Origin of the sequence: Streptomyces lavendulae subsp. lavendulae (genome assembly GCF_002803845.1) — a bacterium.
Classification (GTDB): domain Bacteria; phylum Actinomycetota; class Actinomycetes; order Streptomycetales; family Streptomycetaceae; genus Streptomyces; species Streptomyces lavendulae.
The window spans coordinates 5,125,130-5,148,705 of record NZ_CP024985.1 but is presented as its reverse complement, the minus strand read 5'-3'; the positions used below and the strand labels follow the sequence as shown (position 1 = coordinate 5,148,705).

General features: G+C 74.5%; 19 protein-coding genes. 8 read left to right on the top strand and 11 right to left on the bottom strand.

Translation table 11 applies throughout. The features are described from left to right. Positions 1-132: 132 nt before the first annotated feature. Positions 133-954 carry a signal peptidase I gene (lepB, locus tag SLAV_RS22820; RefSeq protein ID WP_030231664.1) on the top strand — a complete coding sequence of 274 codons (822 nt, stop codon included), beginning with the start codon at positions 133-135 and terminating at the stop codon, positions 952-954. A gap of 84 nt (positions 955-1,038) precedes the next feature. On the opposite strand, the gene SLAV_RS22815 is transcribed toward lepB, so the two are convergent. The 6 genes from SLAV_RS22815 to SLAV_RS22790 form a co-directional block, all read right to left on the bottom strand. After that, positions 1,039-1,974, bottom strand: a complete 936-nt coding sequence (locus SLAV_RS22815; RefSeq protein ID WP_030231666.1) for a cation diffusion facilitator family transporter — start codon at positions 1,972-1,974, stop codon at positions 1,039-1,041. Between the two features lie 74 nt (positions 1,975-2,048). Then, on the bottom strand, positions 2,049-3,206 hold the full coding sequence (gene manA / locus SLAV_RS22810; protein ID WP_030231669.1) for a mannose-6-phosphate isomerase, class I: 1,158 nt from the start codon (positions 3,204-3,206) through the stop codon (positions 2,049-2,051). Between the two features lie 50 nt (positions 3,207-3,256). Then, positions 3,257-4,390 carry an SIS domain-containing protein gene (locus tag SLAV_RS22805; RefSeq protein ID WP_030231671.1) on the bottom strand — a complete coding sequence of 378 codons (1,134 nt, stop codon included), beginning with the start codon at positions 4,388-4,390 and terminating at the stop codon, positions 3,257-3,259. 68 nt (positions 4,391-4,458) lie between these two features. Then, positions 4,459-4,644: a Trm112 family protein gene (locus SLAV_RS22800; protein WP_030231673.1), complete on the bottom strand. Its 186-nt coding sequence runs from the start codon at positions 4,642-4,644 to the stop codon at positions 4,459-4,461. A gap of 306 nt (positions 4,645-4,950) precedes the next feature. Beyond that, positions 4,951-6,321, bottom strand: coding sequence for a phosphomannomutase/phosphoglucomutase (locus tag SLAV_RS22795; RefSeq protein WP_030231676.1), 1,371 nt, complete (start codon positions 6,319-6,321; stop codon positions 4,951-4,953). Between the two features lie 78 nt (positions 6,322-6,399). Then, entirely contained in the window at positions 6,400-6,774 is a 375-nt protein-coding gene (locus tag SLAV_RS22790) for a DUF3499 domain-containing protein (protein WP_030231678.1), read from the bottom strand. A gap of 216 nt (positions 6,775-6,990) precedes the next feature. On the opposite strand from SLAV_RS22790, the gene SLAV_RS22785 reads away from it, so the two are divergent. Continuing rightward, the gene (locus SLAV_RS22785; RefSeq protein WP_051841054.1) at positions 6,991-7,467 is read left to right on the top strand and encodes a metallopeptidase family protein; all 477 of its coding nucleotides are present in this window, start codon (positions 6,991-6,993) and stop codon (positions 7,465-7,467) included. A 20-nt stretch (positions 7,468-7,487) separates the two neighbouring features. On the opposite strand, the gene SLAV_RS22780 is transcribed toward SLAV_RS22785, so the two are convergent. From SLAV_RS22780 to SLAV_RS22770, 3 genes are all read right to left on the bottom strand, one after another. Further along, positions 7,488-8,969: a DUF5719 family protein gene (locus SLAV_RS22780; RefSeq protein WP_030231683.1), complete on the bottom strand. Its 1,482-nt coding sequence runs from the start codon at positions 8,967-8,969 to the stop codon at positions 7,488-7,490. Continuing rightward, positions 8,966-12,625 (bottom strand): glycosyltransferase family 2 protein, encoded by a 3,660-nt coding sequence (locus SLAV_RS22775; protein ID WP_051841055.1) that lies wholly within the window; start codon positions 12,623-12,625, stop codon positions 8,966-8,968. Before SLAV_RS22775 ends, SLAV_RS22780 begins: the two co-directional genes overlap by 4 nt. A 325-nt stretch (positions 12,626-12,950) precedes the next feature. Next, a complete protein-coding gene (locus SLAV_RS22770) occupies positions 12,951-13,214 on the bottom strand; it encodes a WhiB family transcriptional regulator (protein WP_030231695.1) in 264 nt (87 codons plus the stop codon). Between the two features lie 642 nt (positions 13,215-13,856). Here SLAV_RS22770 and SLAV_RS22765 point away from each other — a divergent pair. From SLAV_RS22765 to SLAV_RS22755, 3 genes are all read left to right on the top strand, one after another. Next, a complete protein-coding gene (locus SLAV_RS22765; RefSeq protein ID WP_051841056.1) occupies positions 13,857-14,390 on the top strand; it encodes a cupin domain-containing protein in 534 nt (177 codons plus the stop codon). Positions 14,391-14,457: 67 nt separating this feature from the next. Then, positions 14,458-15,417 (top strand): 2-phospho-L-lactate transferase, encoded by a 960-nt coding sequence (gene cofD, locus SLAV_RS22760; protein ID WP_030231700.1) that lies wholly within the window; start codon positions 14,458-14,460, stop codon positions 15,415-15,417. Continuing rightward, entirely contained in the window at positions 15,414-16,715 is a 1,302-nt protein-coding gene (locus tag SLAV_RS22755) for a coenzyme F420-0:L-glutamate ligase (protein ID WP_030231703.1), read from the top strand. The genes cofD and SLAV_RS22755 overlap by 4 nt, the downstream gene beginning before the upstream one ends. Here the strand turns inward: SLAV_RS22755 and SLAV_RS22750 are convergent. Together SLAV_RS22750 and SLAV_RS22745 are read right to left on the bottom strand one after the other, a co-directional pair. Then, positions 16,712-17,701 carry a DNA-3-methyladenine glycosylase family protein gene (locus SLAV_RS22750; RefSeq protein WP_030231705.1) on the bottom strand — a complete coding sequence of 330 codons (990 nt, stop codon included), beginning with the start codon at positions 17,699-17,701 and terminating at the stop codon, positions 16,712-16,714. The two genes, SLAV_RS22755 and SLAV_RS22750, sit on opposite strands and share 4 nt — an antisense overlap. Positions 17,702-17,839: 138 nt before the next feature. Then, complete coding sequence (locus SLAV_RS22745) at positions 17,840-19,255, bottom strand: peptidoglycan recognition protein family protein (protein WP_030231708.1); 1,416 nt, start codon at positions 19,253-19,255, stop codon at positions 17,840-17,842. A gap of 140 nt (positions 19,256-19,395) precedes the next feature. On the opposite strand from SLAV_RS22745, the gene SLAV_RS22740 reads away from it, so the two are divergent. From SLAV_RS22740 to SLAV_RS22730, 3 genes are all read left to right on the top strand, one after another. After that, entirely contained in the window at positions 19,396-20,145 is a 750-nt protein-coding gene (locus SLAV_RS22740; protein WP_030231710.1) for a TIGR03089 family protein, read from the top strand. A gap of 145 nt (positions 20,146-20,290) precedes the next feature. Further along, positions 20,291-21,571: an LCP family protein gene (locus tag SLAV_RS22735; protein WP_391283771.1), complete on the top strand. Its 1,281-nt coding sequence runs from the start codon at positions 20,291-20,293 to the stop codon at positions 21,569-21,571. A gap of 222 nt (positions 21,572-21,793) precedes the next feature. Further along, positions 21,794-23,527, top strand: coding sequence for an LCP family protein (locus SLAV_RS22730; protein WP_030231715.1), 1,734 nt, complete (start codon positions 21,794-21,796; stop codon positions 23,525-23,527). Positions 23,528-23,576 lie beyond the last annotated feature (49 nt).

Genomic DNA, 23,576 nt, shown 5'->3' with positions numbered 1-23,576 from the left:
CGGTACGGGACCCGACGGCGTGTGCGCAGTGTCCGAATCGGTATGTACGGACTCGGCACACCGGCCCCCCGGCGGCATCGGCGGCTTCCCGGTCGACCTACGATGCAAGGCAGGTACATCGGAAGGGACGAAATGGAACACAGGCCAGGACGCAGACGCGGGATCGCGGCGATCGTCCTGCTGGTGCTCGGAGCGGTCATCCTCGGCGGGGTGACGGTGGCGAAGGCCGTGAACCCGCCCTCGCGGTACACGGAGGGCAAGGCGGTCGGCTGGACGATGACGCCGACCTACACCAACGGGGAGAGCATCTACCTGGAACCGGTGGCCAAGGGGGGGCTCCGGCGCGGTGACGTCGTGCTCGCCTCCGTGCCGTGGTCCCTGCAGAAGACCCAGATGAACCGGGTCGTCGCCGTGGGCGGGGACCGCATCCAGTACAAGCCGAGCAGCAAGGTGGCGGGCCAGTACCGGCTGGTGCTGAACGGGACGCCGCTGGACGAGCCGTACCTGGAGCAGTGGAAGAACCCGTCGGCGGTGGCCTTCAACGTGAAGGTGCCCAAGGGGTACGTCTTCCTGATGGCGGACAACCGGATGAACTCGGACGGCTCGCAGTACGCGAACAACGGTCCCGTCCCGGCGGACAAGGTCACCGCCAAGGTCGTGGCGTACCCGATGGCGAAGCTGGCCGTGTGGGGGCAGCTGGCGGGCGCTCTGGTGCTCCTGCTCGGCGGTGTGCTGGCGGGCGTGGCCCGGCGGGCGCGCGGCCGGGCCGGGCGGGCCGCCGCGGCCCCCGCCGCGGGCCCTGCCGTGATCCCCGCTCCGGCGGCGGCGCAGCCGGAGCCGGGCGAGGGCGGCGGTGAGGGGGCCGGCGAGCAGGCTCCCGTCGCCGCGCAGCCGGGTCCGGGGGACGCGCAGGCGCCGGTCGGGCCCGGTGGGCGTGCGGACGTGCCCTCGTAGGACCGCAGGACAACTCCCGTAGGGACGTGCGAAGGCCCCCGCGGCTCGGTGAGCGGCGGGGGCCCTCGTGTGTCCGGACCGGGGTCAGTTCCCGTCGGCCTTGGCGGCCTCGGGGTGGTAGATGTCCGGCTCCAGGTAGATGACGCGGGCGATCGGTACGGCCGCGCGGATGCGGGCCTCGGCGGCGTTGATGGCGTTGGCGACCTCGGTCGCGGTGTCGTCGTGCTGGACGGCGATCTTCGCGGCGACGAGGAGTTCCTCGGGGCCGAGGTGCAGGGTCCGCATGTGGATCACGCGGGTGACGGTGTCCCCGTCGACGAGGGCCGCCTTGATCTTCTCGACCTCTTCGGTGCCCGCGGCCTCGCCGAGGAGCAGGGACTTGGTCTCCAGCGCGAGCACGACGGCGATGACGATCAGCAGGACGCCGATGCACACGGTGCCGATGCCGTCCCAGACGCCGTTGCCGGTGAGCAGGGCGAGGCCGACCCCGGCGAGGGCGAGGACGAGGCCGATGAGCGCGCCGAAGTCCTCCAGGAGCACGACCGGCAGCTCCGGCGCCTTGGCGCGCCTGATGAACTGGCTCCACGTCTGGTTGCCGCGGATCTCGTTGGATTCCTTGATCGCGGTGCGGAAGGAGAGGCTCTCCGCGACGATCGCGAAGACGAGGACGCCGACGGGCCAGTACCAGGCCTTGATCGGGTGCGGGTCGTGGATCTTCTCGTAGCCCTCGTAGAGGGCGAACATGCCGCCGACGGTGAACAGGACGATGGAGACGAGGAAGGCGTAGATGTAGCGTTCCCGCCCGTACCCGAAGGGGTGTTGGGGGGTCGCCTCGCGCTTGGCCTTCTTCCCGCCGAGGAGCAGCAGGCCCTGGTTCCCGGAGTCGGCCAGCGAGTGGACGCTTTCGGCGAGCATCGACGAGGACGTGCTGATGAGGAATGCCACGAACTTGGCTACAGCGATGGCGAGGTTGGCGGCGAGTGCCGCCACGATCGCCCTGGTACCGCCCGACGCGCTCATGGGTGCCGATGTCCCTTCCTAGCCACTGACTACGGCCGCACATTGTTGCAGCTGCCTGTGCGGCCGACGCTACGTCAGAGGACCAGGGTGGCGCGGAAGACCGTGCCAGAACCGGACAGTTCGACCTTTTCGCCTGCGGGGACGAAGACCGACTCGCCCGGGGCGAGGGTCAGTTCCCCGGCGGTGGGCGCGCCCGCGGTGCACAGCAGGATCTGCGGGGCGGCGTCCGGGAGGGTGTGGGGGGCGCCGCCGGGTGCCAGCACGAAGCGGGAGAGGCGGAACTCGTCGATGGGGGTCTCGTAGACCTCCTCGGCGCCGCCCTCGGGGCGCAGGACGCCGGGGGCGCTGGGCTCGAAGACGACGACCTTCAGCAGCTCGGGGACGTCGACGTGCTTGGGGGTGAGCCCGCAGCGCAGCACGTTGTCCGAGTTGGCCATGAGCTCGACGCCGAGGCCGTCGAGGTAGGCGTGCGGGATGCCCGCGCCGAGGAACATGGCCTCGCCGGGCTGGAGCCGGACGTGGTTGAGGAGCATGGCCGCGATCACGCCCGGGTCGCCGGGGTAGTCGTGGACGAGGCCCGCGTAGGGCGCGTACGGGCCACCGAGGCGCTCGGCGGCGGCCGCGGTCTCGGTGACGGTGCGGGCCATCTCCTCGCGGTCGGCGGTGAGGACGGCGGTGAGGACCTCGCGCAGGGCCGCCTCTTCGGGGTGGGCGCGCAGCAGGTCGACGTACGGCTTCAGGGAGTCGACGCCGAGGCCTTCGAGGAGGTCCGCGGCCTCCCGGGGCGGCCGGAAGCCGCACAGGCCGTCGAAGGGGGTGAGGGCGCAGATCAGTTCGGGCTTGTGGTTGGCGTCCTTGTAGTTGCGGTGGCCCGCGTCTATGGGGACGCCGCGGCGCTCCTCGTCCTCGAAGCCGGCGCGGGCCTGGGCGAGGTCGGGGTGGACCTGGAGGGAGAGGGGGGCTCCGGCGGCGAGGATCTTCAGGAGGAACGGCAGGGCGGGACCGAACTTCGCGACGGCGGCGGCACCGAGTTCGCCCTCGGGGTCGGCGGCGATGACGGCCGACAGCGTCGTCCCGCCGGCTGCGCGGTCGAGGCGGGAGGGGGCGCCGGGGTGGGCGCCCATCCACATCTCGGCCTGGGGTTCACCGGTGGGCTCGGCCCCGAGGAGGGCCGGGATCGCGGTGGTGGATCCCCACGCGTAGGGGCGGATCGTGTTCGTCAGGCGGTCCATCGTCGTCTTCCTGGATCTGGTGCGATGTGGTGCGGGCACGGGTGCGTGCCTCAGCTGTGTCCCCGGGACGCCAGCGCCAGGTACGCGGTGGCGAAGTCGGTGACGGCGAGGAGTTCGGCGAGCTGTTCCAGCTCGGTGCCCTCCTCGGGTTCGAGCTCGCTGATGGCCGTGTCGTGGCTGAGGGCGAGTTCGCGGGCGGCGGGGGCGGCGGAGAGGCCGCCGGTGGGGCGGTCGCGCAGCAGGACGACGCGGGCGTGCAGGGCCTGGGGCTCCTCGACGCGGTCGCGGAAGAAGTCCTCGGGGTCGGCTCCGGCGGCGAAGGCCCCGGCGAGCAGGACGCCGTGCGCGGGCAGGGCCTCGGGGAGGTCGGCCGCGAGCGCGGGGCGGCCGGCGAGTTCGGCGAGGGTGGCGGCGAAGCGGCGGCCGGCGGGCCCGGCTCCGGCGCCCTCGCTCCAGATGAGCGGCAGGGAGTCGGCGAGCTCCGCGGCGAGGGTCTTGGCCGGGTTGGAGTAGGTGGCGATGGCGGGGCCGCAGCGCTCGGCGGTGCGGTCGAGGCGGTCGGCGACGAGCTGGAGGTTGTCCGGGGCGGCGGAGACCAGCCCGACCTTGTCCAGGAGGACCAGCAGCGGGGTCAGCAGGGCCCACAGGGCGCCGGGACCGGCCGCGGCGGACTCGTCGTACTCCTGGTACGGGGCCTTGGCCATCGGTACGAGGACCCCGTGCGCGCCGTCCACCGCCTCGCTCAGCGGGGAGCGTTCGGGGGCGACGGCGACCACGGAGCAGCCGCGCCGGTAGGCCTGCTCGGCGAGGACCGCGAGGCCGGGTTCGGTGCCGTCGGTGGTGGCGATGAGGAGCAGGTCCACCGGGCCCGCCCAGCCGGGCAGCGCCCAGCGCAGGGCCCCGGCGGCGTGCGCGACGCCGGTCGGGTGCAGCCGGATCACCGGGGCGGAGGCTCCGGCGAGGGCGCCGAGGAGGTCGGCGACACCGGTGGCCGCGGTGCCGGGGCCGGCGATGAGGACGGCCCGGGGGCGCCCGTCGGGGCGCAGGTCGGCCAGGCCCGCCTCGGTCGCGTGCCGGGCGGCGGTGCGGACCCTCGCCCCGGCGTCGGCGGCGCCGCGGAGGAGGCCGCGGCGGTCGGCACGGGCGAGATCGTCCGGTGCGTCGAGGAGTGGCTCGTCGAGCATGGCGGCCTCCGGCGGTGTTGACGGCGGGTGCGGTCTGCGCTGCGCGGGTCGGGCGGTGCGGCGGGGTGCTATGCGGGGCGGCGGGCCTCGTCCACGAGGAGGACCGGGATGCCGTCGCGGACCGGGTACGCGAGGCCGCAGTCCTGGCCGGTGCAGATCAGCTCGGGTGCGCTCTCGTCTGCGGAGTTGTCCCGGAGGGGGGAGTGGCAGGCGGGGCAGGCGAGGATCTCCAGCAGGCCGGCTTCGAGCGGCATGGGGCGGTTCCCTTCGGGGATACGGGTCGCGGATCGCGGATCGGGCGTGGTCAGCGTACCGCCGAGTCACCTGCGGTGCGGCTCGGAGGTGGGGGTGGGCCCCCGGGGCTCCGCCCCGGTCCCCGGGCCGCCCCCGGCAGGGCGGCGCCGGGTCCGCGGCGGGTGCGGGTCCGTTCCGGGGGGCTCTGCCCCCGGACCCCCGCGCCTCAAACTCCCCTGGCTACCGCTGGGAGGTGCCGCCTGGTGGGGCTGGATTCGGGCGGCCGCTGCCCGGCGCCGGCTTCGGCCGGCGCCGGGAGGGGAACCTCAGGCGCGGACGAGGGCGAGGACCTCGTCGCGGACCTTGGCCAGGGTGGCCTCGTCGCGGGCCTCGACGTTGAGGCGCAGGAGCGGCTCGGTGTTCGAGGGGCGGAGGTTGAACCACCAGTCGGCGGCCGAGACGGTCAGGCCGTCGAGCTCGTCGAAGGTCACGCCCTCCTGGGAGGCGTACGCGGCCTTGACGGCGGCGGTGCGGCCCGCCTGGTCGGCGACGGTGGAGTTGATCTCGCCGGAGCCGACGTAGCGGTCGTACTCGGCGACGAGGGCGGACAGGGTGCCCTCCTGGCCGCCCAGGGCCGCGAGGACGTGGAGCGCGGCGAGCATGCCGGTGTCCGCGTTCCAGAAGTCCTTGAAGTAGTAGTGCGCCGAGTGCTCGCCGCCGAAGATGGCGCCGGAGGAGGCCATCTCCGCCTTGATGAAGGAGTGGCCGACGCGGGTGCGGACCGGGGTGCCGCCGTGCTCGCGGACGACCTCCGGGACGGACCACGAGGTGATCAGGTTGTGGATGACGGTGCCCGTGCCGCCGTTGCGGGCCAGCTCGCGGGCCGCGACCAGGGCGGTGATGGCGGACGGGGAGACGCCCTCGCCGCGCTCGTCGACGACGAAGCAGCGGTCGGCGTCGCCGTCGAAGGCGAGGCCGAGGTCGGCGCCCTCGGCGATCACGCGGGCCTGGAGGTCGACGATGTTCTTCGGGTCGAGGGGGTTGGCCTCGTGGTTCGGGAAGGTCCCGTCCAGCTCGAAGTACATGGGGACGAGGTCCAGCGGGAGGCCCTCGAAGACGGTGGGGACGGTGTGGCCGCCCATGCCGTTGCCCGCGTCGACGACGACCTTGAGGGGGCGGATCGAGGTGAGGTCGACCAGGCCCTTGAGGTGCTCGGCGTAGCCGGGGAGGCTGTCCAGCTCGGTGACGGTGCCCGGGACGGTGCCGGCGGGGATCGCCGGGGCGCCCTCGTCGGTCCACTTCTCGGCGAGCTCGCGGATGGTGGCGAGGCCGGTGTCCTGGCCCACGGGGGCAGCGCCGGCCCGGCAGAGCTTGATGCCGTTGTACTGGGCCGGGTTGTGCGAGGCGGTGAACATCGCGCCGGGCAGGTCCAGCTTGCCGGAGGCGTAGTACAGCTGGTCGGTGGAGCACAGCCCGATCAGGGTGACGTCCACGCCGCGGGCTGCGGCGCCGCGGGCGAAGGCGCCCGACAGGCCGGGGGAGGAGGGGCGCATGTCGTGGCCGACGACGATCGCCGTGGCGCCGGTGACCTCGACGAACGCAGCACCGAACAGCTCGGCCAGGGGCTCGTCCCACTCGTCCGGTACGACGCCGCGTACGTCGTAAGCCTTGACGATGTTCGAAAGATCTGCGGCCACTGCCTGCCCTCCTGAAGGTTCTGTGCGGTGGAGCAAACCTACCCTGTACGCAGAGCGGCTTTTCAGACGATCCTGGTGTCAGGAGTCGGGCGAACGCAGGACGCGCAGGTGGCCGCGGCGCGTCTCGCCGGTCACCTGGGGACCCTGGCCGGAACCGCCGGCCTCGGCCGCGCGCTCCGGCGGACGGGCGGCCTCGCGCACGGCGTTCGCGAGGGCTTCCAGGTCGTCACCGCTGGGGCGGGACGGGCCGGAGCCGTCCGACAGGCGGACGACGTCCCAGCCGCGCGGGGCGGTCAGGCGCTCGGAGTGCTCGGCGCACAGGTCGTAGCAGTGGGGTTCGGCGTAGGTGGCGAGCGGGCCGAGAACTGCGGTCGAGTCGGCGTAGACGTACGTCAGTGTGGCGACGGCAGGGCGGCCGCACGCGGTGCGCGAACAGCGACGTACAAGGCTCACGACGTTGGACGGTACCGCACTCTTGACCGGGCCGCGACGACTCGCCCCCCGGCCGGTCCCCCGTGTCGCCTCCCGCGGGGGCCGCCGCGGGGGCCGCCGGGTCCGCACCGGTACCCGATCTTGGCCGGATCGTTCGTGGGGTGACACCGCCGCGACACCGGGCCGTGACCGGATCGAGGCCCTTCCGGGAGGTGGGGTGAGGGCTACCCTGCGGGGGTGACGGACAGCTCCCTTCCTCCCCGCCCCGTTCCTTCCGCCGAGATCCCCCAGGAGCCGCGGCCGCGGCGGCGCGACCGGCACGGCCGGGGGATGCGGGGGCCGCTGGCGCCGCCGCAGGTGCCGCTGTCGGCGAGCCGGGCGGAGCTCTTCGGCGACCTCGTACGGGATTCGGTGGAGCGGCTGGAGCGGCGCTGGGCGCAGCTCGCCGAGGTGGAGTTCGTGATCGCGGACGTGCCGGGGCCGCCGGGCGGGCCCGACGCCGGGTGGAACGACGAGGCCGTGCCGCTGGGCGGGCTGATCGACGCCCGGGACGGGCGGCCGGCCCGGATCGTGGTGTTCCGGCGGCCGGTGGAGATCCGGGCGAAGACCCGGGACGAGCGGGCGCTGCTGGTGCACGAGATCGTGGTCGAGCAGGTGGCGGAGCTGCTGGGGCTGTCGCCTGAGACGGTGGACCCCCGGTACGGGCAGGACTGAGGCCCGTACCGGGACGGTGGTCAGCGGACGAGGATCGAGGGGTCCTCGACGGCCCGGGGCACCGCGACGGTGGAGCGGTCGTCGCCGAAGGTCTGGACGGTGAACATCGGGATGCCCTCGTGCGGGAGGGTCAGGGTGCGGGCCGCGTGGACGGGGCCGCCGGAGAGGGTCTCCAGGGTCAGGGCGTAGGCGCCCTTGCCGCCCGCGGGGGCCGGTGGCGGTGTCACCGCGAGGGTGGTGCCCGCCTTGACCGTGACCTCCTTGACGGCGCCCTCGCCGCCCTCGGTCCCGGCCGAGGCGGTGACGCGGACCTTGGCGTCGGCGCCGCCGGAGGCGGTGAGGGCCAGGGCGGTGGCCTTGTCGTCGAGGCGGTCGTCGGCGACGGTGGCCCGGGCGCCGACGGGGGCGGCGGCGGGGATGAAGCCCAGTTCCTGCTTGGTCCCGGTGCCGCGCACCACGCGCAGGGCGGCGACGACGGGTACGGCCTTCTTCGGGTCGGCGGGGGCCAGCAGCAGGGAGCCCGCCTCGCCGCGGGTCACGTCCTTGAGGTCCACGCTCGCGGTCATGCCGGCCTTGAGGTGCAGCTGCTCGGCGCCGGCCGGGCTGATGGAGCCGGTGGGGCCGGCCAGCTTCAGGCGCAGGTCGGCGTCGTCCTCGCCGGGGGCGAAGGCGACCAGGCGTACGGAGGTCGCGTCGGCGGGGATGCCGGGCAGGACGGCGGAGCCCGCCGGTCCGGCCGAGGCGGGCAGCCAGTCGGCGCCCACCCCGTCCTCGCCGATCTGCGCGGAGGCGCCGACCCGGCCGGAGCCGGTCGTCACGTGCGCGGTGACGTCGGTGAGCGGGGCGTCGGGGGCGAGGGAGGACAGCAGCACCTTGGTGGTGGAGCGGGGGTCGACCGCGATGACGGTGTCGGCGGTGCCGGGCTTGCCCTTGACGAGCCCGTCGGGGCCGTACAGCTTGATGTCCACCTCGGCGACGGTGTCGTCCGGGTTGGTGAGGTGGATGTAGTCCTGGCGGCCCTTGGCGGTGCTGACGCCGGGGAACCAGAAGTCGGTGCCGGGCGCGGTGCAGGCCACTCCGAGCAGGCCGCGGGTCTGGCCGACGGCGACCTTGGTGGTCTGCTGGGCGGTCCAGCCGGGGGCGAGGACCCCGTCGGCGGTGCCGGTCAGCGCGGGCGCCTCGGCTCCGGAGGCGGTGGCGCCGACGGGCCTGCCGGGTTCCTTGGGCTGCAGGACCGTCTTGCCCTCCTTGGTCAGCAGCCGGGCCGTGCCCTTGCCGCCGCCCTTGCCGGGGGTGAGGGAGGTGTACGTGGTCTCGGCGATGTCGGAGGCGCTCGGTGCCGGGCACACCAGCACGGACCGCTCCACGGGCATGCGGGCGGCGGGCGGCCCGCCGGTGCCCCCGGCCGGGGTGGCGGCGGGGGCGGTGAGGACGGCCAGGCCGCAGGCGGCGGCCAGGGCCGCGGTCACGGCCGCGAGCGTGAGGGGGGCGCGCTGCTTCACTGCTGGGGGCTCCCGTCCGGACGCGGGTCGTGCTGTCCGTAGGTGTCGTACGGCTGGTCGTACTCGTACGGGTGGGGCGGCTGCTGCTGCGGGAAGCCGAACTGCTGCCCGTGGCCGTACGGCTGCTGCGCGCCCGGGTGCTGCGCGTCCGGGTGGGGCGGGGCGGCGTAGGGCTGGGTGTACGGCTGCGCGTAGGGCTGGGCGTACGGGTCGCCCTGCTCGGCCTGATGCGGCTGCTGCGCCTGCTGCCCGTCCGCGTACGGGGACCAGGGCTCCTGGTAGGCGTACGACTCCTCCCCGTACACCTGCTGCGCCGGGATCTGCGCGTACGGGTCGGCGACGGCCTCGGCGGGGGCCGGGTCGGGCGCGGGCTCCGCGGGGGCGGCCCGGCGGGCGCGGCGGCCCTGTCCGGGCACGGCGGCGCCGGCACCGTCCCCGGCGGGGGCGGCGTCCTCCTCGGGCAGGTCGTCGTCGAGGCGGGCGCGGCGGCCGGGCAGGGCCATCACCAGCAGCACCAGCGCGAGGAGCCCTTGCGTCCAGTGCCAGGCGTCGCGGGCCAGGGAGTCGGTGTGGACGAGGGCGAGGCGGCCGCCCTCCCTGGGGAGGGCGAAGCCCTGGGCCCAGGCGTCGCGGCCTTCGAGGGCCTTGGGCTTCAGGGGCTTGCCGTCGAGGGTGGCGTGCCAGCCCGCATCGGCGCGGTCGGCGACGCGCAGGGTGCGGCCCTCCTCGCCGGCCGGGACCTTGGCGTGGGCCTCGACGGGGCCGGCGTCGACGGCGACGGTGGCCTGGCCCTGCTTCCCGGGGAGGATCGCGACGCGGGCGGGCAGCCGCTGGACCTCCCAGATGGCGGTGCCGTCGTCCTGGTGGCGCTGGCGCAGGCCGGGGGTCCCGTCGAGGGTGCGGCGCATCGCGGGGGAGCCGCCGGGCGGGATCATCACGTAGCGGACGGCGAACGCGCCGAGCTGCTCGGACTGGTCGGCTCCGGAGCCGGAGACGAGGCTGGAGACGGCCTGGGCGAGGCGGGGTCCGGAACCGGCCTCGGCGAGGAGTTCGGCGTCGCCGAGGCGGACGCCGGAGCCGCGGACCAGGGTGTAGGAGACGGTGGCGGGCGAGTCGCCGCCGAGGACGAGGGTGCGGGTGCGGTTGCTGTCGTCGGACTGGGCGGCGACGAAGGCCGGGACCTGGACGGGGTCGCGCCGTCCGAGCGGTCCGTCGGCCCCGGCGACGGTCCAGACGGCGGCGAGGAGCAGCGGGCCGAGGGCCGCGCCGAGGGCGACGAGGGCGGCGAGCGGCTGGCGCCAGCCGAAGCTGCGGGCGGCGACCCGTTCCCGGGCGCCGTCGGCGCCGACCACGGCGGCCGCGATCAGTGCGAGTCCCTGGACGAGGGTCGCGGGGCCCGCCCAGCCGTCGCGGTTGAGCAGGACGGCCAGGAACAGGGCGGTCAGGGCGGTGGTCCAGGCGACGGCCACGGCGAAGCGCCGGTCCGCGCGCAGCAGTGCGGCCAGGGCGGCGAGGACGGTCCCGGCGAACAGCAGTCCGCCGGTGGTGCCGGGGCCGCCGGGGCTGGCGCCGAGCAGGCCGAGGGCGGTGGCGGAGCCGCTGCCGTAGGGCAGTCCGGCCTCGCGCAGGAAGCGGGCGGGGTGGGTGAGCAGGCCCAGCGACCAGGGTGCGAGGACGGCCAGGGGGACGGCGAGGGTGGCGAGCAGCCGGGGGGCGTACGCCTTCCAGCGCGCGCGGCGTACGAGGAGCGCGCCGGTGCCGAGGACGGCGGCGAGCGGCCACACGACGGGGGTGAAGGCGGTGGTCAGGGTCAGCAGCAGGGTGTACGTCCACACGGCCCGCCAGGATCCGGTGCTCTCGCGGTCGGCGAAGCCGAAGGCGGCGACGGCGGAGCGGGCGAGGAGCGGCAGCAGGACGGCGAGGACGGCGGTGCCCAGGCGGCCCCCGGCGAGCGCTCCGGTGACGGCGGGCAGGAAGGCGTAGGCGACGGCGGCCCAGGCGCGCAGCAGCCGGGAGGGGACGAGGGGGCGGGAGGCGAAGTAGGCGGTGAGCCCGCAGAGGGGGACGGAGCAGACGAGCAGCAGGGTCAGGGCGGCCTTGGTGGAGCCGAGCAGGGGCGCGGCGAAGGCGGCGAGGACCGCGAGGTAGGGGGGCGCGCCGGCGGTGGTGCCGAGGCCGACGGGCTGCCAGTCACCGGTGTAGGCGTGCCACAGGTCGAGGGCGCCGGGCGGGGCGGGGAGCAGGGCGCCGCCCATCAGGGTGCCGCCGCCGATCAGGGCGCGGCAGGCGGCGAGGGAGACCAGCAGCAGGAGGGCGAAGAGGACGGGGGCGGGTCTGCGGGCGATCCGCTTGAGCCGGCCGAACTGTTCGATCTCCAGGTAGTCGGCGTCGTCGCCGCCGGGTCCGGATTCGACGGCTCCGCCGTGCCGTCCGGCGGGGGCGGTGTCGGCGCCCTGGCCTGAGCCGAAGTGGCCGGCGAGCTGTTCGGCGCCCGCCCGCAGGGTGGCTCCGGGCGGGGGGAAGAGGGGGCGCAGGTCGGCGGCGGGGACGGCGGGCCGGCGGCGGGCCTTGCGGGCGGCGAGGATCCTGCCGGGGCGCAGCAGGGTGGCGAGGAGGCCGGTGAACTCGTCGACGGCCTGGCCGGGGGCCTTGCCGACGAGGTAGCCGAGGGTGCGCAGGAGGGTGGCGAGGACCAGGCGCAGCAGGACGTAGGGCAGGGCGCGGCCGGAGCAGTTGGCCAGCAGGGTGTAGACGGCGCCGGCCTTGTCGACGCGGTGGGGGTCGACGGCGGAGCGGCCGGCGCAGTCGACGGTGCGGCGTTCGCGGGCGGCGGCCTCGGCGTGGCGCAGGACGGCGTCGGGGGCGACGAGGACGGTGTGGCCGGCGCTGTGGGCGCGCCAGCACAGGTCGACGTCGTCGCGCATGAGGGGCAGGCGGCGGTCGAAGCCGCCGAGGGCGTCGTAGACGTCGCGGCGCACGAGCATGCCGGCGGTGGAGACGGACAGGACGGGGCGGACCTGGTCGTGCTGGCCCTGGTCCTGTTCGCGGCGGTCGAGGCCGGTCCAGCGGCGGCCGCTGCGGGCGATGGTGACGCCGGCTTCGAGGAGCTGCTTCTTGTCGTACCAGCCGCGCAGTTTGGGGCCGATGACGGCGGCGTCGGGGTTCTCGTCGGCGACGCGCAGGAGTTCGGCGAGGGCGTCGGGTTCGGGGGCGCTGTCGTCGTGGAGCAGCCAGAGCCACTGAACGGGTTCGCCGTGGGGGAGGTCGGGGAGGTCGTAGGCGTCGTCGCGCCAGGTGCGGCTGACGGGGTCCCAGCCGCTGGGCCGCTTGAGGTACGGGAGGTCCTCGGCGGTCAGGACGGCCGCGCTGCGGACGGCTTCGTCGACGGCGGCGCCGAAGCCGGTGCGCCGGGCGAGGTGCAGGACGCGGTCGTCGCCGAAGGCCTGGTCGAGCAGGCGCGCGGAGTCGTCGGCGCTGCCGGTGTCGGCGGCGACGTGGCTCTGCGGGGGGCGTTCCTGGGCGAGGAGACCGGCGAGGGTCTGGGGCAGCCAGCGGGCTCCGTCGTGGGCGACGAGGACCGCGGTGACGACGTGCCGGGGGAACTCGGGGGTGGCGGCCGCCTGGTGGGAGGCCGTCGAGTTGCTGTGCAGGGACATCGCGGTACGGGCCCTCCGGCCGGGGATCCGGGGGTGTTGTGCCCTCGGAGGCTGCTGGACAGCGCCCCACCCTAACGGCTGGGAAGGGGACGGTCCGCCTCGTGTGCGCAGGGGCCGGAACGCGACGGTCCGCCTCCTGCGGGGAAGGTGCGGGAGGCGGACCGTTTGCTCTGTGTACCGGTGGTGCGAGTAGTGCGGTGTGCGGTGGTGCGCGGTGGGCCTGGCGCCGTGGGGGCCGGGCCGCCGGATATGGGGTGGGCGGCGGGTATGGGGTGGGCGGCGGGACGGGCGTCCCGGCGGGGGCGGTGCGGCCGGTGCGGCCGGATCAGACCGCCGCCTTCTTCAGCCTGCGGCGCTCGCGCTCGGAGAGGCCGCCCCAGATGCCGAATCGCTCGTCGTTGGCGAGGCCGTACTCCAGGCATTCGGAGCGGACTTCACAGGCCAGGCAGACCTTCTTGGCCTCGCGGGTGGAGCCGCCCTTCTCGGGAAAGAAGGACTCGGGGTCGGTCTGGGCGCACAGCGCGCGCTCCTGCCATCCGAGCTCCTCGTCCGCCTCCTCGACCAGCAGTTCCTGAAACAGCTCGGTCATGTGCGCCCCTCGCTCTTCTGTGCGTCCCCGTGGTGTTGCCGTTACTGATCGCCAGGTAACGACACGAGTGAAATTACAAGTGCGTGGCTCCGGCGCAGTCAAGCCGAGATCTGCTATTGGGCGCCTTATTCACTCTGCGGAACCAAGCCTATGCAGAAAGTGTTCATATCGCCAAAAATCGTGACACATGGCTCAGGTGTCGCGCGGGCGCCACCCTCTCTCGTTGCCGACGAGTCACCCCGGGGTGGGGTTGCGATTCGGCCGAAGATGCGGCGCGGATCACATTCCGGTTACGAGTGTCGGCAGCGGGTTTGAAGGCGGCTCGGGCGGGACTGAACGGCACATCCCCCGGGCCCGACTGCACAAACCTTTCTCCGCGCACGGTAACCGGATGAGGTGAAACTTTTCCCTCAAACCGGACATTGGGTTGACAGTCCACCCCTTTCCCCGTTCTCCTTGTACGCATGTCAGCGCCCGCAGCCGCCACCCGGACCCCCATTCGTGGGTTCCTGTGCGCTGCCCAGGTTCGCTGTTGCTGTTGCAGCTGTTGATGCCTCCGGAGCCCCGGCTCCGTCCGAGCACCGGCTACTCCCCCACAGCAACCGCCCCGCACGACTGACATCCGTCGAGGACACCCCCACGATGAACAGCGCCCCCGCCGCCACCTCCCCCATCACGGCCGCCGTGATCGAGAGCGACCTCCAGATCGCCGGCGACATCCTCGCCGTCCAGCACCTCCTCCAGCCCGCCCGCGAACACCCGGCCACCGTCGCCGAGTTCGCCGGCCTCGCCCGGTCCATCGCCGAGGACCGCGCCGGCTGGGAGCACCTGGTCCGCTACGACGCCACCACCCGCTGGTACCACCGCCTGCGCACCGGCCCCGGCTACGAGGTCTGGCTGCTCAGCTGGGTCCCCGGCCAGGGCAGCGGCCGCCACGGCCACGGCGGCTCCTCCGGCGTGCTGACCGTCCTGGACGGCGAGCTCACCGAGCACAGCGCCCGCGGCCCGCTCGCCCTCGGCCCCGGCTCCCAGCGCGTCTTCGCCCCCGGCTACTCCCACGAGGTCGTCAACGACACCCTCGACGGCGCCGTCAGCCTGCACGTGTACTTCCCCGGCCTGACCGAGATGCCCATGCACAGCTGCTCCCCGGCCCGCGGGGAACACGTACCGGCCTGACGCACCCGCCCGTCACCCGGCCACCACCCCCCACCGGGCGGCGGCCCACGGCTGACAGACTGTCCGCATGCGCATTGTTGTTCTGGCCGGCGGCATCGGCGGCGCCCGTTTCCTGCGCGGACTCCTGTCCGCGGTCCCCGACGCGGAGATCACGGTCATCGGCAACACCGGTGACGACATTCACCTGTTCGGGCTGAAGGTCTGCCCCGACCTGGACACCGTGATGTACACCCTCGGCGGTGGCATCAACGAGGACCAGGGCTGGGGCCGCACCGACGAGTCCTTCACCGTCAAGGAGGAACTCGCGGCGTACGGGGTCGGACCCACCTGGTTCGGCCTCGGCGACCGCGACTTCGCCACCCACATCGTCCGTACGCAGATGCTCGGCGCCGGCTACCCGCTCAGCGCCGTCACCGAGGCCCTCTGCGACCGCTGGCAGCCCGGCGTCCGGCTGCTGCCCATGTCCGACGACCGCGTCGAGACCCACGTCGCCATCACCGACCCGGAGTCCGGCGAACGCCGCGTCGTCCACTTCCAGGAGTACTGGGTCAGGATGCGCGCCGCGGTGGACGCCGAGGCCGTCGTCCCCGTGGGCGCCGAGCAGGCCAAGCCGGCACCCGGCGTGCTGGAGGCCATCGCCGCCGCCGACGTGATCCTCTTCCCGCCGTCGAACCCCGTCGTCTCGGTCGGCACCATCCTCGCCGTGCCGGGCATCCGGGAGGCCGTCGCGGCCGCCGACGCCCCCGTCGTCGGCCTCTCCCCCATCGTCGGCGGCGCCCCCGTGCGCGGCATGGCCGACAAGGTGCTGGCCGCCGTCGGCGTCGAGGCCACCGCGGCCGCCGTCGCCCTGCACTACGGGACCGGGCTGCTCGACGGCTGGCTCGTGGACACCGCCGACGCCGACGCGGTCGCCGAGGTGGAGGCCGCCGGCATCACCTGCCGGGCCGTACCGCTGATGATGACCGACACCGAGGCCACCGCCGCGATGGCGCGGGCCGCGCTGGAGCTCGCCGAGGCCTCCCGGTGACCCTGCCCGCCCCCTCGTACGAGGTGCGCGCCCTGGCCGGGATCCCCGAGGTCCGGCCCGGCGACGACCTGGCGGCCCTGATCGCCGGGACCTCACCCGGCCTGCGCGACGGGGACGTCCTGCTCGTCACCTCGAAGATCGTCTCCAAGGCGGAGGGCCGGATCGTCACGGCGGCCTCCCGCGAGGAGGCCATAGACGCCGAGACCGTACGCGTCGTCGCGCGCCGGGGCGCGCTGCGGATCGTGGAGGACCGGCGGGGCCTGGTGATGGCCGCCGCCGGCGTCGACGCCTCCAACACCGCCCCCGGCACCGTCCTCCTGCTGCCCGAGGACCCGGACGCCTCGGCGGCCCGGATCCGGGCGGGACTGCGCGAACTGCTCTCCGTGGACGTCGGCGTGATCGTCACCGACACGTTCGGGCGGCCCTGGCGCAGCGGGCTGACGGACGTCGCGATCGGCGCGGCCGGGGTACGGGTCCTGGACGACCTGCGCGGCGGCACCGACGCGCACGGCAACCCGCTGAGCGCCACCGTCGTCGCCACCGCCGACGAACTGGCCGCCGCCGGCGACCTGGTCAAGGGCAAGGCGGCGGGGCTGCCCGTGGCCGTCGTGCGCGGGCTGGGACACGTACGCGGCGAAGGGTCCTCGGCGCGGGACCTGGTGCGCGCGCCGGCCGACGACATGTTCCGCCTGGGCACCTCGGAGGCCGTACGGGAAGCCGTCACCCAGCGGCGCACCGTGCGCGACTTCACCGACGAGCCCGTGGACCCGGGCGCGGTACGGCGGGCCGTCGCCGCGGCCGTGACGGCTCCGGCACCGCACCACACGACGCCGTGGCGCTTCGTGCTGCTGGAGTCGGCGGCCGCGCGCCGGGAACTGCTGGACGCGATGCGGGACGCGTGGATCGCCGACCTGCGCGCCGACGGCAGGTCCGAGGAGTCCATCGCCAAGCGGGTGCGGCGCGGGGACGTGCTGCGCCGGGCCCCGTACCTGGTGGTGCCCTGCCTGGTGACGGACGGCGCGCACGACTACGGGCACGCGCGGCGGGACGCGGCCGAACGGGAGATGTTCGTCGTCGCGATGGGCGCCGGCGTGCAGAACTTCCTGGTGGCGCTGGCCGGTGAGCGGCTCGGCTCGGCGTGGGTGTCCTCGACGATGTTCTGCCGGGACGTGGTGCGCAAGGTGCTCGCGCTGCCGCAGGACTGGGACCCGATGGGCGCGGTGGCGGTCGGCCACCCGGCCGCGGCCCCGGCGCCGCGGCCGGGGCGGGCCGCGGACGCGTTCGTCGAGGTCCGCTAGAGGCGGCCGATGTCGCCGCGCGGCATGCGGGGCGCGCGGCGGGGCGGGGTACGGCCCGCGAGGAGGATGAGCCGGGCGGCCCGGTGGCGCTGGCCCTCGTACGGGGCGAGCAGCTCCAGCATCCGCTCGTCGTCGGCGTCCCGCTCGCCCGTGAGGGCGTAGCCGACGATGCCGGGCAGGTGGAGGTCGCCCGTGGTGAGCGCGTCGGCGGCGCCGTTGCTGCGCTGGAGGGTCTCGGCGGAGGTCCACGGGCCGATGCCGGGCACGGCCTCCAGCCGTGCGGCCGCCCGCGGCAGGTCCATCGCGGCGGCCTCCTCCAGCCGGTCCGCCACCCGTGCGGCGCGCACGATCGTCGCCGAACGCTTCGCGTCCACCCCGGCCCGGTGCCAGTCCCAGGACGGGATCAGCGCCCAGGTCCGGGCGTCGGGCATCACCCACAGCTCCTGCGGCCCGGGGGCGGGCTCCCCGTACCGGCGGACCAGGCGGCGCCAGGACCGGTAGGCCTCGTCGCTGGTCACCTTCTGCTCCAGCACCACCGGCACCAGCGACTCCAGGACCAGCCCGGTACGGGTCAGGCGCAGCCCGGGGCGGCGGCGGTGGCTGGCGTGCACGAGGCGGTGGCGGGGGACGAAGGCGGCGGGATCGTCGTCGGCACCGAGCAGCCGGGGCAGCTCCGCGAGCGCCCACTCGGCGCCGGGCCCCCAGGCCTCCCCCTCCACCTCCTCGCCGGCGCGGCCGATCCGGAGCGTGGCGGGTCCCTGCGGGGTGCGGGTGGCCCGCCAGACGGAGCCGTCGGGGGTGACGCGGAAGGTGGGGTCGGCGGGGCCGCGGCGCAGCGGGCCGAGGATGAGCCCCAGGTCGACGGGCCCGCCGGGGCTCCACCGGCGCCGCGAGCCGCCTCCGGCGGGGGTCGCGGCGCCGGGGGGTACGTCGGTGCGGCCGCCGCGGACGGCGGTACGGGTGAGGGGGTCGAAACGGCCGGCCATCCCCCGAGCGTAGCCCTCCGGGGGCCGGCTCCCGGGTCCCGCGCCTCAAACGCCGGCCGGGCTGCAGCCCCCTGGGGCTCCGCCCCGGGCCCCGCGCCTCAAACGCCGCCGGGGCCGGGTTCGCCTTCGCCCGGGTCGTCAGCGGCCCTGGAGTTTCGCCGATGTCGTGCGGGTCGGCGGGAGCTGGTTGTACAGCTGCTTGCCCGGGCATTCCGTGGCGAACCCGTCGCGGTGCCCCGAGATCACGTTCATCTTCACGCTGGTCCCCTTCGGGAACCGGTTCCCCCCGCCCGACCTCAGCGTCGTCTTCGCCCGCGGGTCCGCGCCGAACAGCCCGAGCTTCCAGGCCGTGAGCCGCGCCACCGCGTCCACCGCCGCCCTCGGCGGGGCGGCGCCGCCGAAGGAGCCGATCACCGCGATGCCCATGCTGTCCGCGTTGAACCCCATGGTGTGCGCGCCGAGCACCGGCTTGGCGACCCCGCCCGCCCGCCCCTCGTAGACCGTCCCGCAGCGGTCGACGGCGAAGTTGTAGCCGATGTCCCGCCAGCCCTCGCTGACCACGTGGTAGCGGTAGAGACTGCGCAGCACCGCCGGGGCGTCCTTGCAGGCGTAGTTGTTGCCGGAGGCGGTGTGGTGGACGAACGCCGCCTTGACGGTGTTCGTGTAGACGAAGCCCGTCTCGCGCAGGCTCTCGTCGGCGCCCCAGCCGCGCCGGGTGACGATCCGCGGGCGCGGGCCGATGAACGGGCGGGCGGCCGCGCTGAGGGCCCCGTCGCTGGCGAGGACCGCGTCGGCGGTGGAGTCGGCCTTGTTCAGCGCGCCGATCTCCAGCGCGCCGAGCGTGGCGTGCGGGACGTTCGCGGCGGAGGACTCGGCCCCCTCCATGGTCATCTCGGGCACGAGCGCCGCGTCGCCCTTGTCGTCGCCGGCCGGCGACGCCGGCCGGCCGGCGTTCTTGCCGTCGAGGACGGCGACGGGCTCCGCCGCGCCCGGGTCGACGAGTTCGATGCGCAGGCCCGAGGGGAGCCGGGACGCGGCCCGGGTGTCCTCGCCGCCGGTCTCGGCGTGGACCCGGACCTCGATCCCGTCGGAGGCGCCGACCCACAGCGGGGCGGTGCTGCCGCGGACCCTGCGCGAGCCGCGCTCCACCGCGTCGGGGTCGGCGGCGTGTTCGCCGTTGTGGGTCTCGACGTCCTGCCAGCCGGACCAGGTGGCCGTGCCCGCGGCGCGGGTGCGGACCTGGACCCGGCCGACGAGCCGGGTGGCGGCGTCGTCCCAGACGACGCCGACCAGCGAGAAGGTCTTCACGTCCCGGGCGGCGAGCCCCCGCGCTTCGGGGCCGCCGGGCGAGGCGCTCATGCCCGGTACGCCGGGGATCCGTCCGCCGGAGGGACCGAGGGGGGCGAGCGGCAGGGACTGGGTGGACCCCGCGGGGGTCACGGGGGCCGCCGCGCCCTCGGACGCGGCGGCCAGGGCCGGAGTGGAGAGCGCGAGCGGAAGGGCCAGTGCGGCCGCGGTCGCGACACCGATCGAGGAAGCAAGGAATCCACGCATGGAAGCGATGCTGGGCACAGCCCTCACGAAGCGCCATCGGAGAACTGACGATCCGTCCGACGGCGGCGGGGCCGCGCCTCCCCTGGACGGCGCAGCCGCCGCCCCCCGTACGAGGGAAGGGCCCGCGTAGGCTGGGGCGGGTGAACGCCACTGACCGCACCCCTGCCGACCTGCTGCGATCCGCGCTCGCCGCCGATCCGGGCCGCCCCCTCGTCACCTTCTACGACGACGCCACGGGCGAGCGCGTCGAATTGTCCGTCGCCACCTTCGCCAATTGGGTGGCCAAGACCGCCAATCTGCTCCAGGGCGACCTGGCCGCCGAACCGGGCGACCGGCTCGCGCTGCTGCTCCCCGCGCACTGGCAGAGCGCCGTGTGGCTGCTCGCCTGCGCCTCGGTCGGCGTGGTCGCCGAGGTGGGCGGGGACCCGGCCGGCGCGGACCTGGTGGTGAGCGGGCCCGACACCCTGGAGGAGGCCCGCGCCTGTTCCGGGGAGCGGGTCGCGCTCGCGCTGCGTCCCCTGGGCGGGCGGTTCCCGCAGCCGCCGGCCGGGTTCGCGGACTACGCGGTGGAGGTGCCGGGGCAGGGCGACCGCTTCGCCCCGTTCTCGCCGGTCGACGCCGACGCCCCGGGGCTGGTGGTGGGCGGCGAGGAGCTCTCGTACGCGGCCGTGGTCGAGCGGGCCCGCGCGGACGCGGCTGCGCGTGGCTTCGGCGAGGGCGCCCGGGTGCTGTCGGGGCTGGGCTACGACAGCTGGGAGGGGCTCTCCTCGGGGCTGTACGGGGCGCTGGCCACCGGCGGCTCCGTGGTGCTGTGCCGCCACCTGGACCGGCTGTCGCCGCAGGCGCTGGAGCAGCGGACCGAGAGCGAGCGCGTCACCCACACCGTCTAACGGCGAGTTCGCGCGATCTGTCACCCGCATGGCCCTGTACAGGGCGGTGCCCCCGGGCCGTCCGCGCCACCGGGGGGCAGGATCGGCTCCAGGCCGTACTCACCCGTACGGCTGGCGGCCGGTTCGGCGAGGGGACGGAACGCGAGTGACGGACAGCGCGGGCATACCTGGCGGTACCGGGGCGGCCGGAGGCGGGCCGAGGCCTCCGGCCGGCCGTCGCCGGCGCCTGCTGCGCTGGATCGGGCTCGGGGCCGTCCTGCTGGTCCTGGCGGGCGCGGCCACCGGCTGGTGGCTGTACGAGAAGCTCGACGGGAACATCACCTCGGACACCTCCGCGGAGGCGGAACTGCGCCGCTTCGAGCGCGAGCGCCCGGTGCACCTCGCGGACGGCGCCCAGAACATCCTGCTGATCGGCTCGGACTCGCGCTCCGGCCGGGAGAACGCGGGCTACGGGCAGGACGGCGGCACGCAGCGTTCCGACACGACGATCCTGCTGCACCTGGCGGCGGACCGCGGGAGCGTGACGGCCGTCTCGATACCCCGGGACCTGATGACGGAGGTGCCCGCCTGCCGGGCCGCCGACGGGACCCGTACCGCCGAGCGCTTCGCCCAGTTCAACTGGGCCTTCCAGTGGGGCGGGGCTGCCTGCACGATCCGTACGGTCGAGCGGCTCACGGGGGTGCGGATCGACCACCACATGGTGCTGGACTTCGGCGGCTTCAAGCAGATGGTCGACGCCGTCGGCGGGGTGGAGGTGTGCCTGCCGCAGCCGGTGGACGACGCCGAGGCGCACCTGCGGCTCCCGGCGGGCCGCCACCTCCTCCAGGGGGAGCAGGCGCTGGGTTTCGTGCGGGCCCGGTACGGCCTGGGGAACGGCAGCGACACCGAACGGATCCAGCGCCAGCAGCAGTTCCTCGGCTCGCTCGTCAAGAAGGTGCAGAGCAACGGCGTCCTGCTGAACCCGGCGCGGCTCTACCCGCTGCTGGACGCGGCCACCTCCGCGCTGACCACCGACCCGGGGCTGGCCTCGCTGCGCGGGCTGTACGAACTGGTACGGAGCGTGCGGGACATACCGTCCGACGAGGTCAGGTTCCTGACGGTGCCGCGGCGGCCCTACGCGCCGAACCCCAACCGGGACGAGCTGCTGGAGCCCGACGCGGGGCAGCTGTTCCAGCGGCTGCGGCTGGACCGGCCCGTGACGGTCACCCCGCCCGTGCCCACCTCGACGGCGACGCCGGCGCCCGCCCCCACGGCGGTGTCCGCGGTGACCTCCGCGTCCTCGGCCGCGGCCGCCGCGGAGCCCGTCCCGCTCTCCCCCGCCGAGCTGTTCCGCGACGCTGTGCGGGCGGAAAGCGGAACCGGGTCCGCCCCCTTTCCGGACCCGACTTTCACAGGAACCACGGCGGGTACGGCCGAGTGCCGGTAAAGCAATCCAAAAGCCGGTGGTCCAACCGCACTGGATGGGCGTTTTGGGCAGTTATCGGGGGAGTGGATTTCGTCACCGGCATGGTTTGCAGCTGACCTGGGCGGATAAGGTGAGCGATCCGGTGCACCGGAAGCGAAGACACCGTGCACCAGCAGCCGGATCGTTGACCGCGTGCCTGGGGGGAGGCGCGTCGTGAGGCACCGACGGAGGATTCGAGCAACCGTGGATGCGCAAAGCCGTGGGCGGGCGGACGAGATCGACCCCGCAGACCAGTGGGTCCTCAATCCCCGCACTGGCAACTACGAACTGCGACTGGGCAATTCCCCAGCGCAGCAGCACTCCGTCAGCACCCCCCGCCGGACCCGCAGAACCCCCTCGGCCCCTTCCGCGCCGTCGGCCCCCTCCCCCGCGGTCCCCAAACCCCGGCGCGGCGAAGGCCCGCCCGGCGGCAGGCGCGGCGGCAGGCCCCGCGGGCCCGCCGGCGGCGGGGCGTCCCGGCGGCGCCGCAAGGCACTGGCCGTCACCGGCGGGACCCTGGCGTTCCTGCTGGTCGGCGGCGGGCTGGGGTCGTACCTGTACTACCAGCACCTCAACGGCAACCTGAAGGTCATCGACACCAACGGTGCGGGCGGCAGCTTCAAGAAGGACCAGCCGATCAACATCCTGGTGATCGGCACCGACAAGCGCAGCGGCGCGGGCAACCAGGGCTACGGGGACGCCGAGAGCGTCGGCCACGCCGACACCACGATCCTCTTCCACGTGTCGAAGGACCGCAGCAACGCCACCGCCCTGTCGATCCCGCGCGACCTGATCACCGACATCCCGGTCTGCCCCACGAAGCAGCCAGGCGGCTCGGTGAAGCAGATCGCCGCCACCAAGGGCAGCCGCTTCAACAACAGCCTGGGCCAGGAGGGCCGCGACCCGGGCTGCACGATGCGCACGGTCAAGCAGCTCACGGGGATCGACGTCGACAACTTCATGATGGTCGACTTCAACGCGGTCAAGAACCTGAGCACGGCGGTCGGCGGTGTGCCGGTGTGCCTGGCCAAGGACGTCAACGACCGTGATTCCAAGCTGAACCTGAAGGCCGGCGAGCACCGGCTGCAGGGCGAGGAGGCGCTGGCCTTCGTACGGACCCGGCACTCCTTCGGCAACGAGAGCGATCTGGACCGGATCAAGACCCAGCAGCAGTTCCTCAGTTCGATGATGCGCGAGATGAAGTCCAAGGAGACGCTGACCAGTCCGAAGAAGTTCTTCTCCCTCGCGGAGGCGGCCACCAAGTCGCTGACCGTGGACCAGGGGCTGGGGTCCATCGGCAAACTCACCGATCTCGCCGGTGAGCTGAAGGACATGAACCTGAAGAACGTCACCTTCACGACGCTGCCGGTGGTCGACAATCCGAACGAGCCGTCGAACCGGAAGGCGACCGTCGTCGTCAACTCCTCGCAGGCCGATCCCCTCCTCCAGATGATCCGCGAGGACGTCTCCCTCACCGAGGTGGAGAAGAAGGAGCACGCCGCGAAGGAGGCCGCCGACGCCAAGCAGGACGCGCTGCTCCAGGGGAACCGGGCGCCCGCCGGGGACGTGCGGGTGGACGTGTACAACGGCGGCGGCCCCCCGGGGTCGGCGTCCACGACGCTGACCTGGCTGCAGAACGCGAAGGGCGTCTACAAGGCGAGCAACCACGGCAACGCCGCGGAGCGGCTCGCGGCCACGCAGCTGGAGTACGCCCCCAACCAGGCCGACCAGGCACGGGCGCTGGCGGACATGATGGGGCTGTCCGCCGCGGCCATGAAGGTCGGCACGGTGGACGCGGGGCCGAAGACCCCGATGAAGCTGACGCTCGGCTCCGACTTCAAGGAGCCGGGTACGCCGCTCGGTGCGCCGGCCGCCCCGCAGCAGGCCCCCGAGGGGCTGCAGCGGGTCGAGGCGGACAAGGCGGTCTGCGCCAAGTGACGGGAGTGCGGTTACGCCACCGCCACCCACCCACCGCCGCACGACCGGG

Excerpts from the sequence above, each read along its gene's own strand:
- SLAV_RS22800 (WP_030231673.1), bottom strand. The coding sequence starts at position 4,644 with ATGCCGCTCGAAGCCGGCCTGCTGGAGATCCTCGCCTGCCCCGCCTGC.
- cofD (WP_030231700.1), top strand. The coding sequence starts at position 14,458 with ATGCGCATTGTTGTTCTGGCCGGCGGCATCGGCGGCGCCCGTTTCCTG.
- SLAV_RS22805 (WP_030231671.1), bottom strand. The coding sequence starts at position 4,390 with ATGCTCGACGAGCCACTCCTCGACGCACCGGACGATCTCGCCCGTGCC.
- SLAV_RS22745 (WP_030231708.1), bottom strand. The coding sequence starts at position 19,255 with ATGCGTGGATTCCTTGCTTCCTCGATCGGTGTCGCGACCGCGGCCGCA.
- SLAV_RS22815 (WP_030231666.1), bottom strand. The coding sequence starts at position 1,974 with ATGAGCGCGTCGGGCGGTACCAGGGCGATCGTGGCGGCACTCGCCGCC.
- SLAV_RS22750 (WP_030231705.1), bottom strand. The coding sequence starts at position 17,701 with ATGGCCGGCCGTTTCGACCCCCTCACCCGTACCGCCGTCCGCGGCGGC.
- SLAV_RS22765 (WP_051841056.1), top strand. The coding sequence starts at position 13,857 with ATGAACAGCGCCCCCGCCGCCACCTCCCCCATCACGGCCGCCGTGATC.
- SLAV_RS22775 (WP_051841055.1), bottom strand. The coding sequence starts at position 12,625 with ATGTCCCTGCACAGCAACTCGACGGCCTCCCACCAGGCGGCCGCCACC.
- manA (WP_030231669.1), bottom strand. The coding sequence starts at position 3,206 with ATGGACCGCCTGACGAACACGATCCGCCCCTACGCGTGGGGATCCACC.
- SLAV_RS22770 (WP_030231695.1), bottom strand. The coding sequence starts at position 13,214 with ATGACCGAGCTGTTTCAGGAACTGCTGGTCGAGGAGGCGGACGAGGAG.
- lepB (WP_030231664.1), top strand. The coding sequence starts at position 133 with ATGGAACACAGGCCAGGACGCAGACGCGGGATCGCGGCGATCGTCCTG.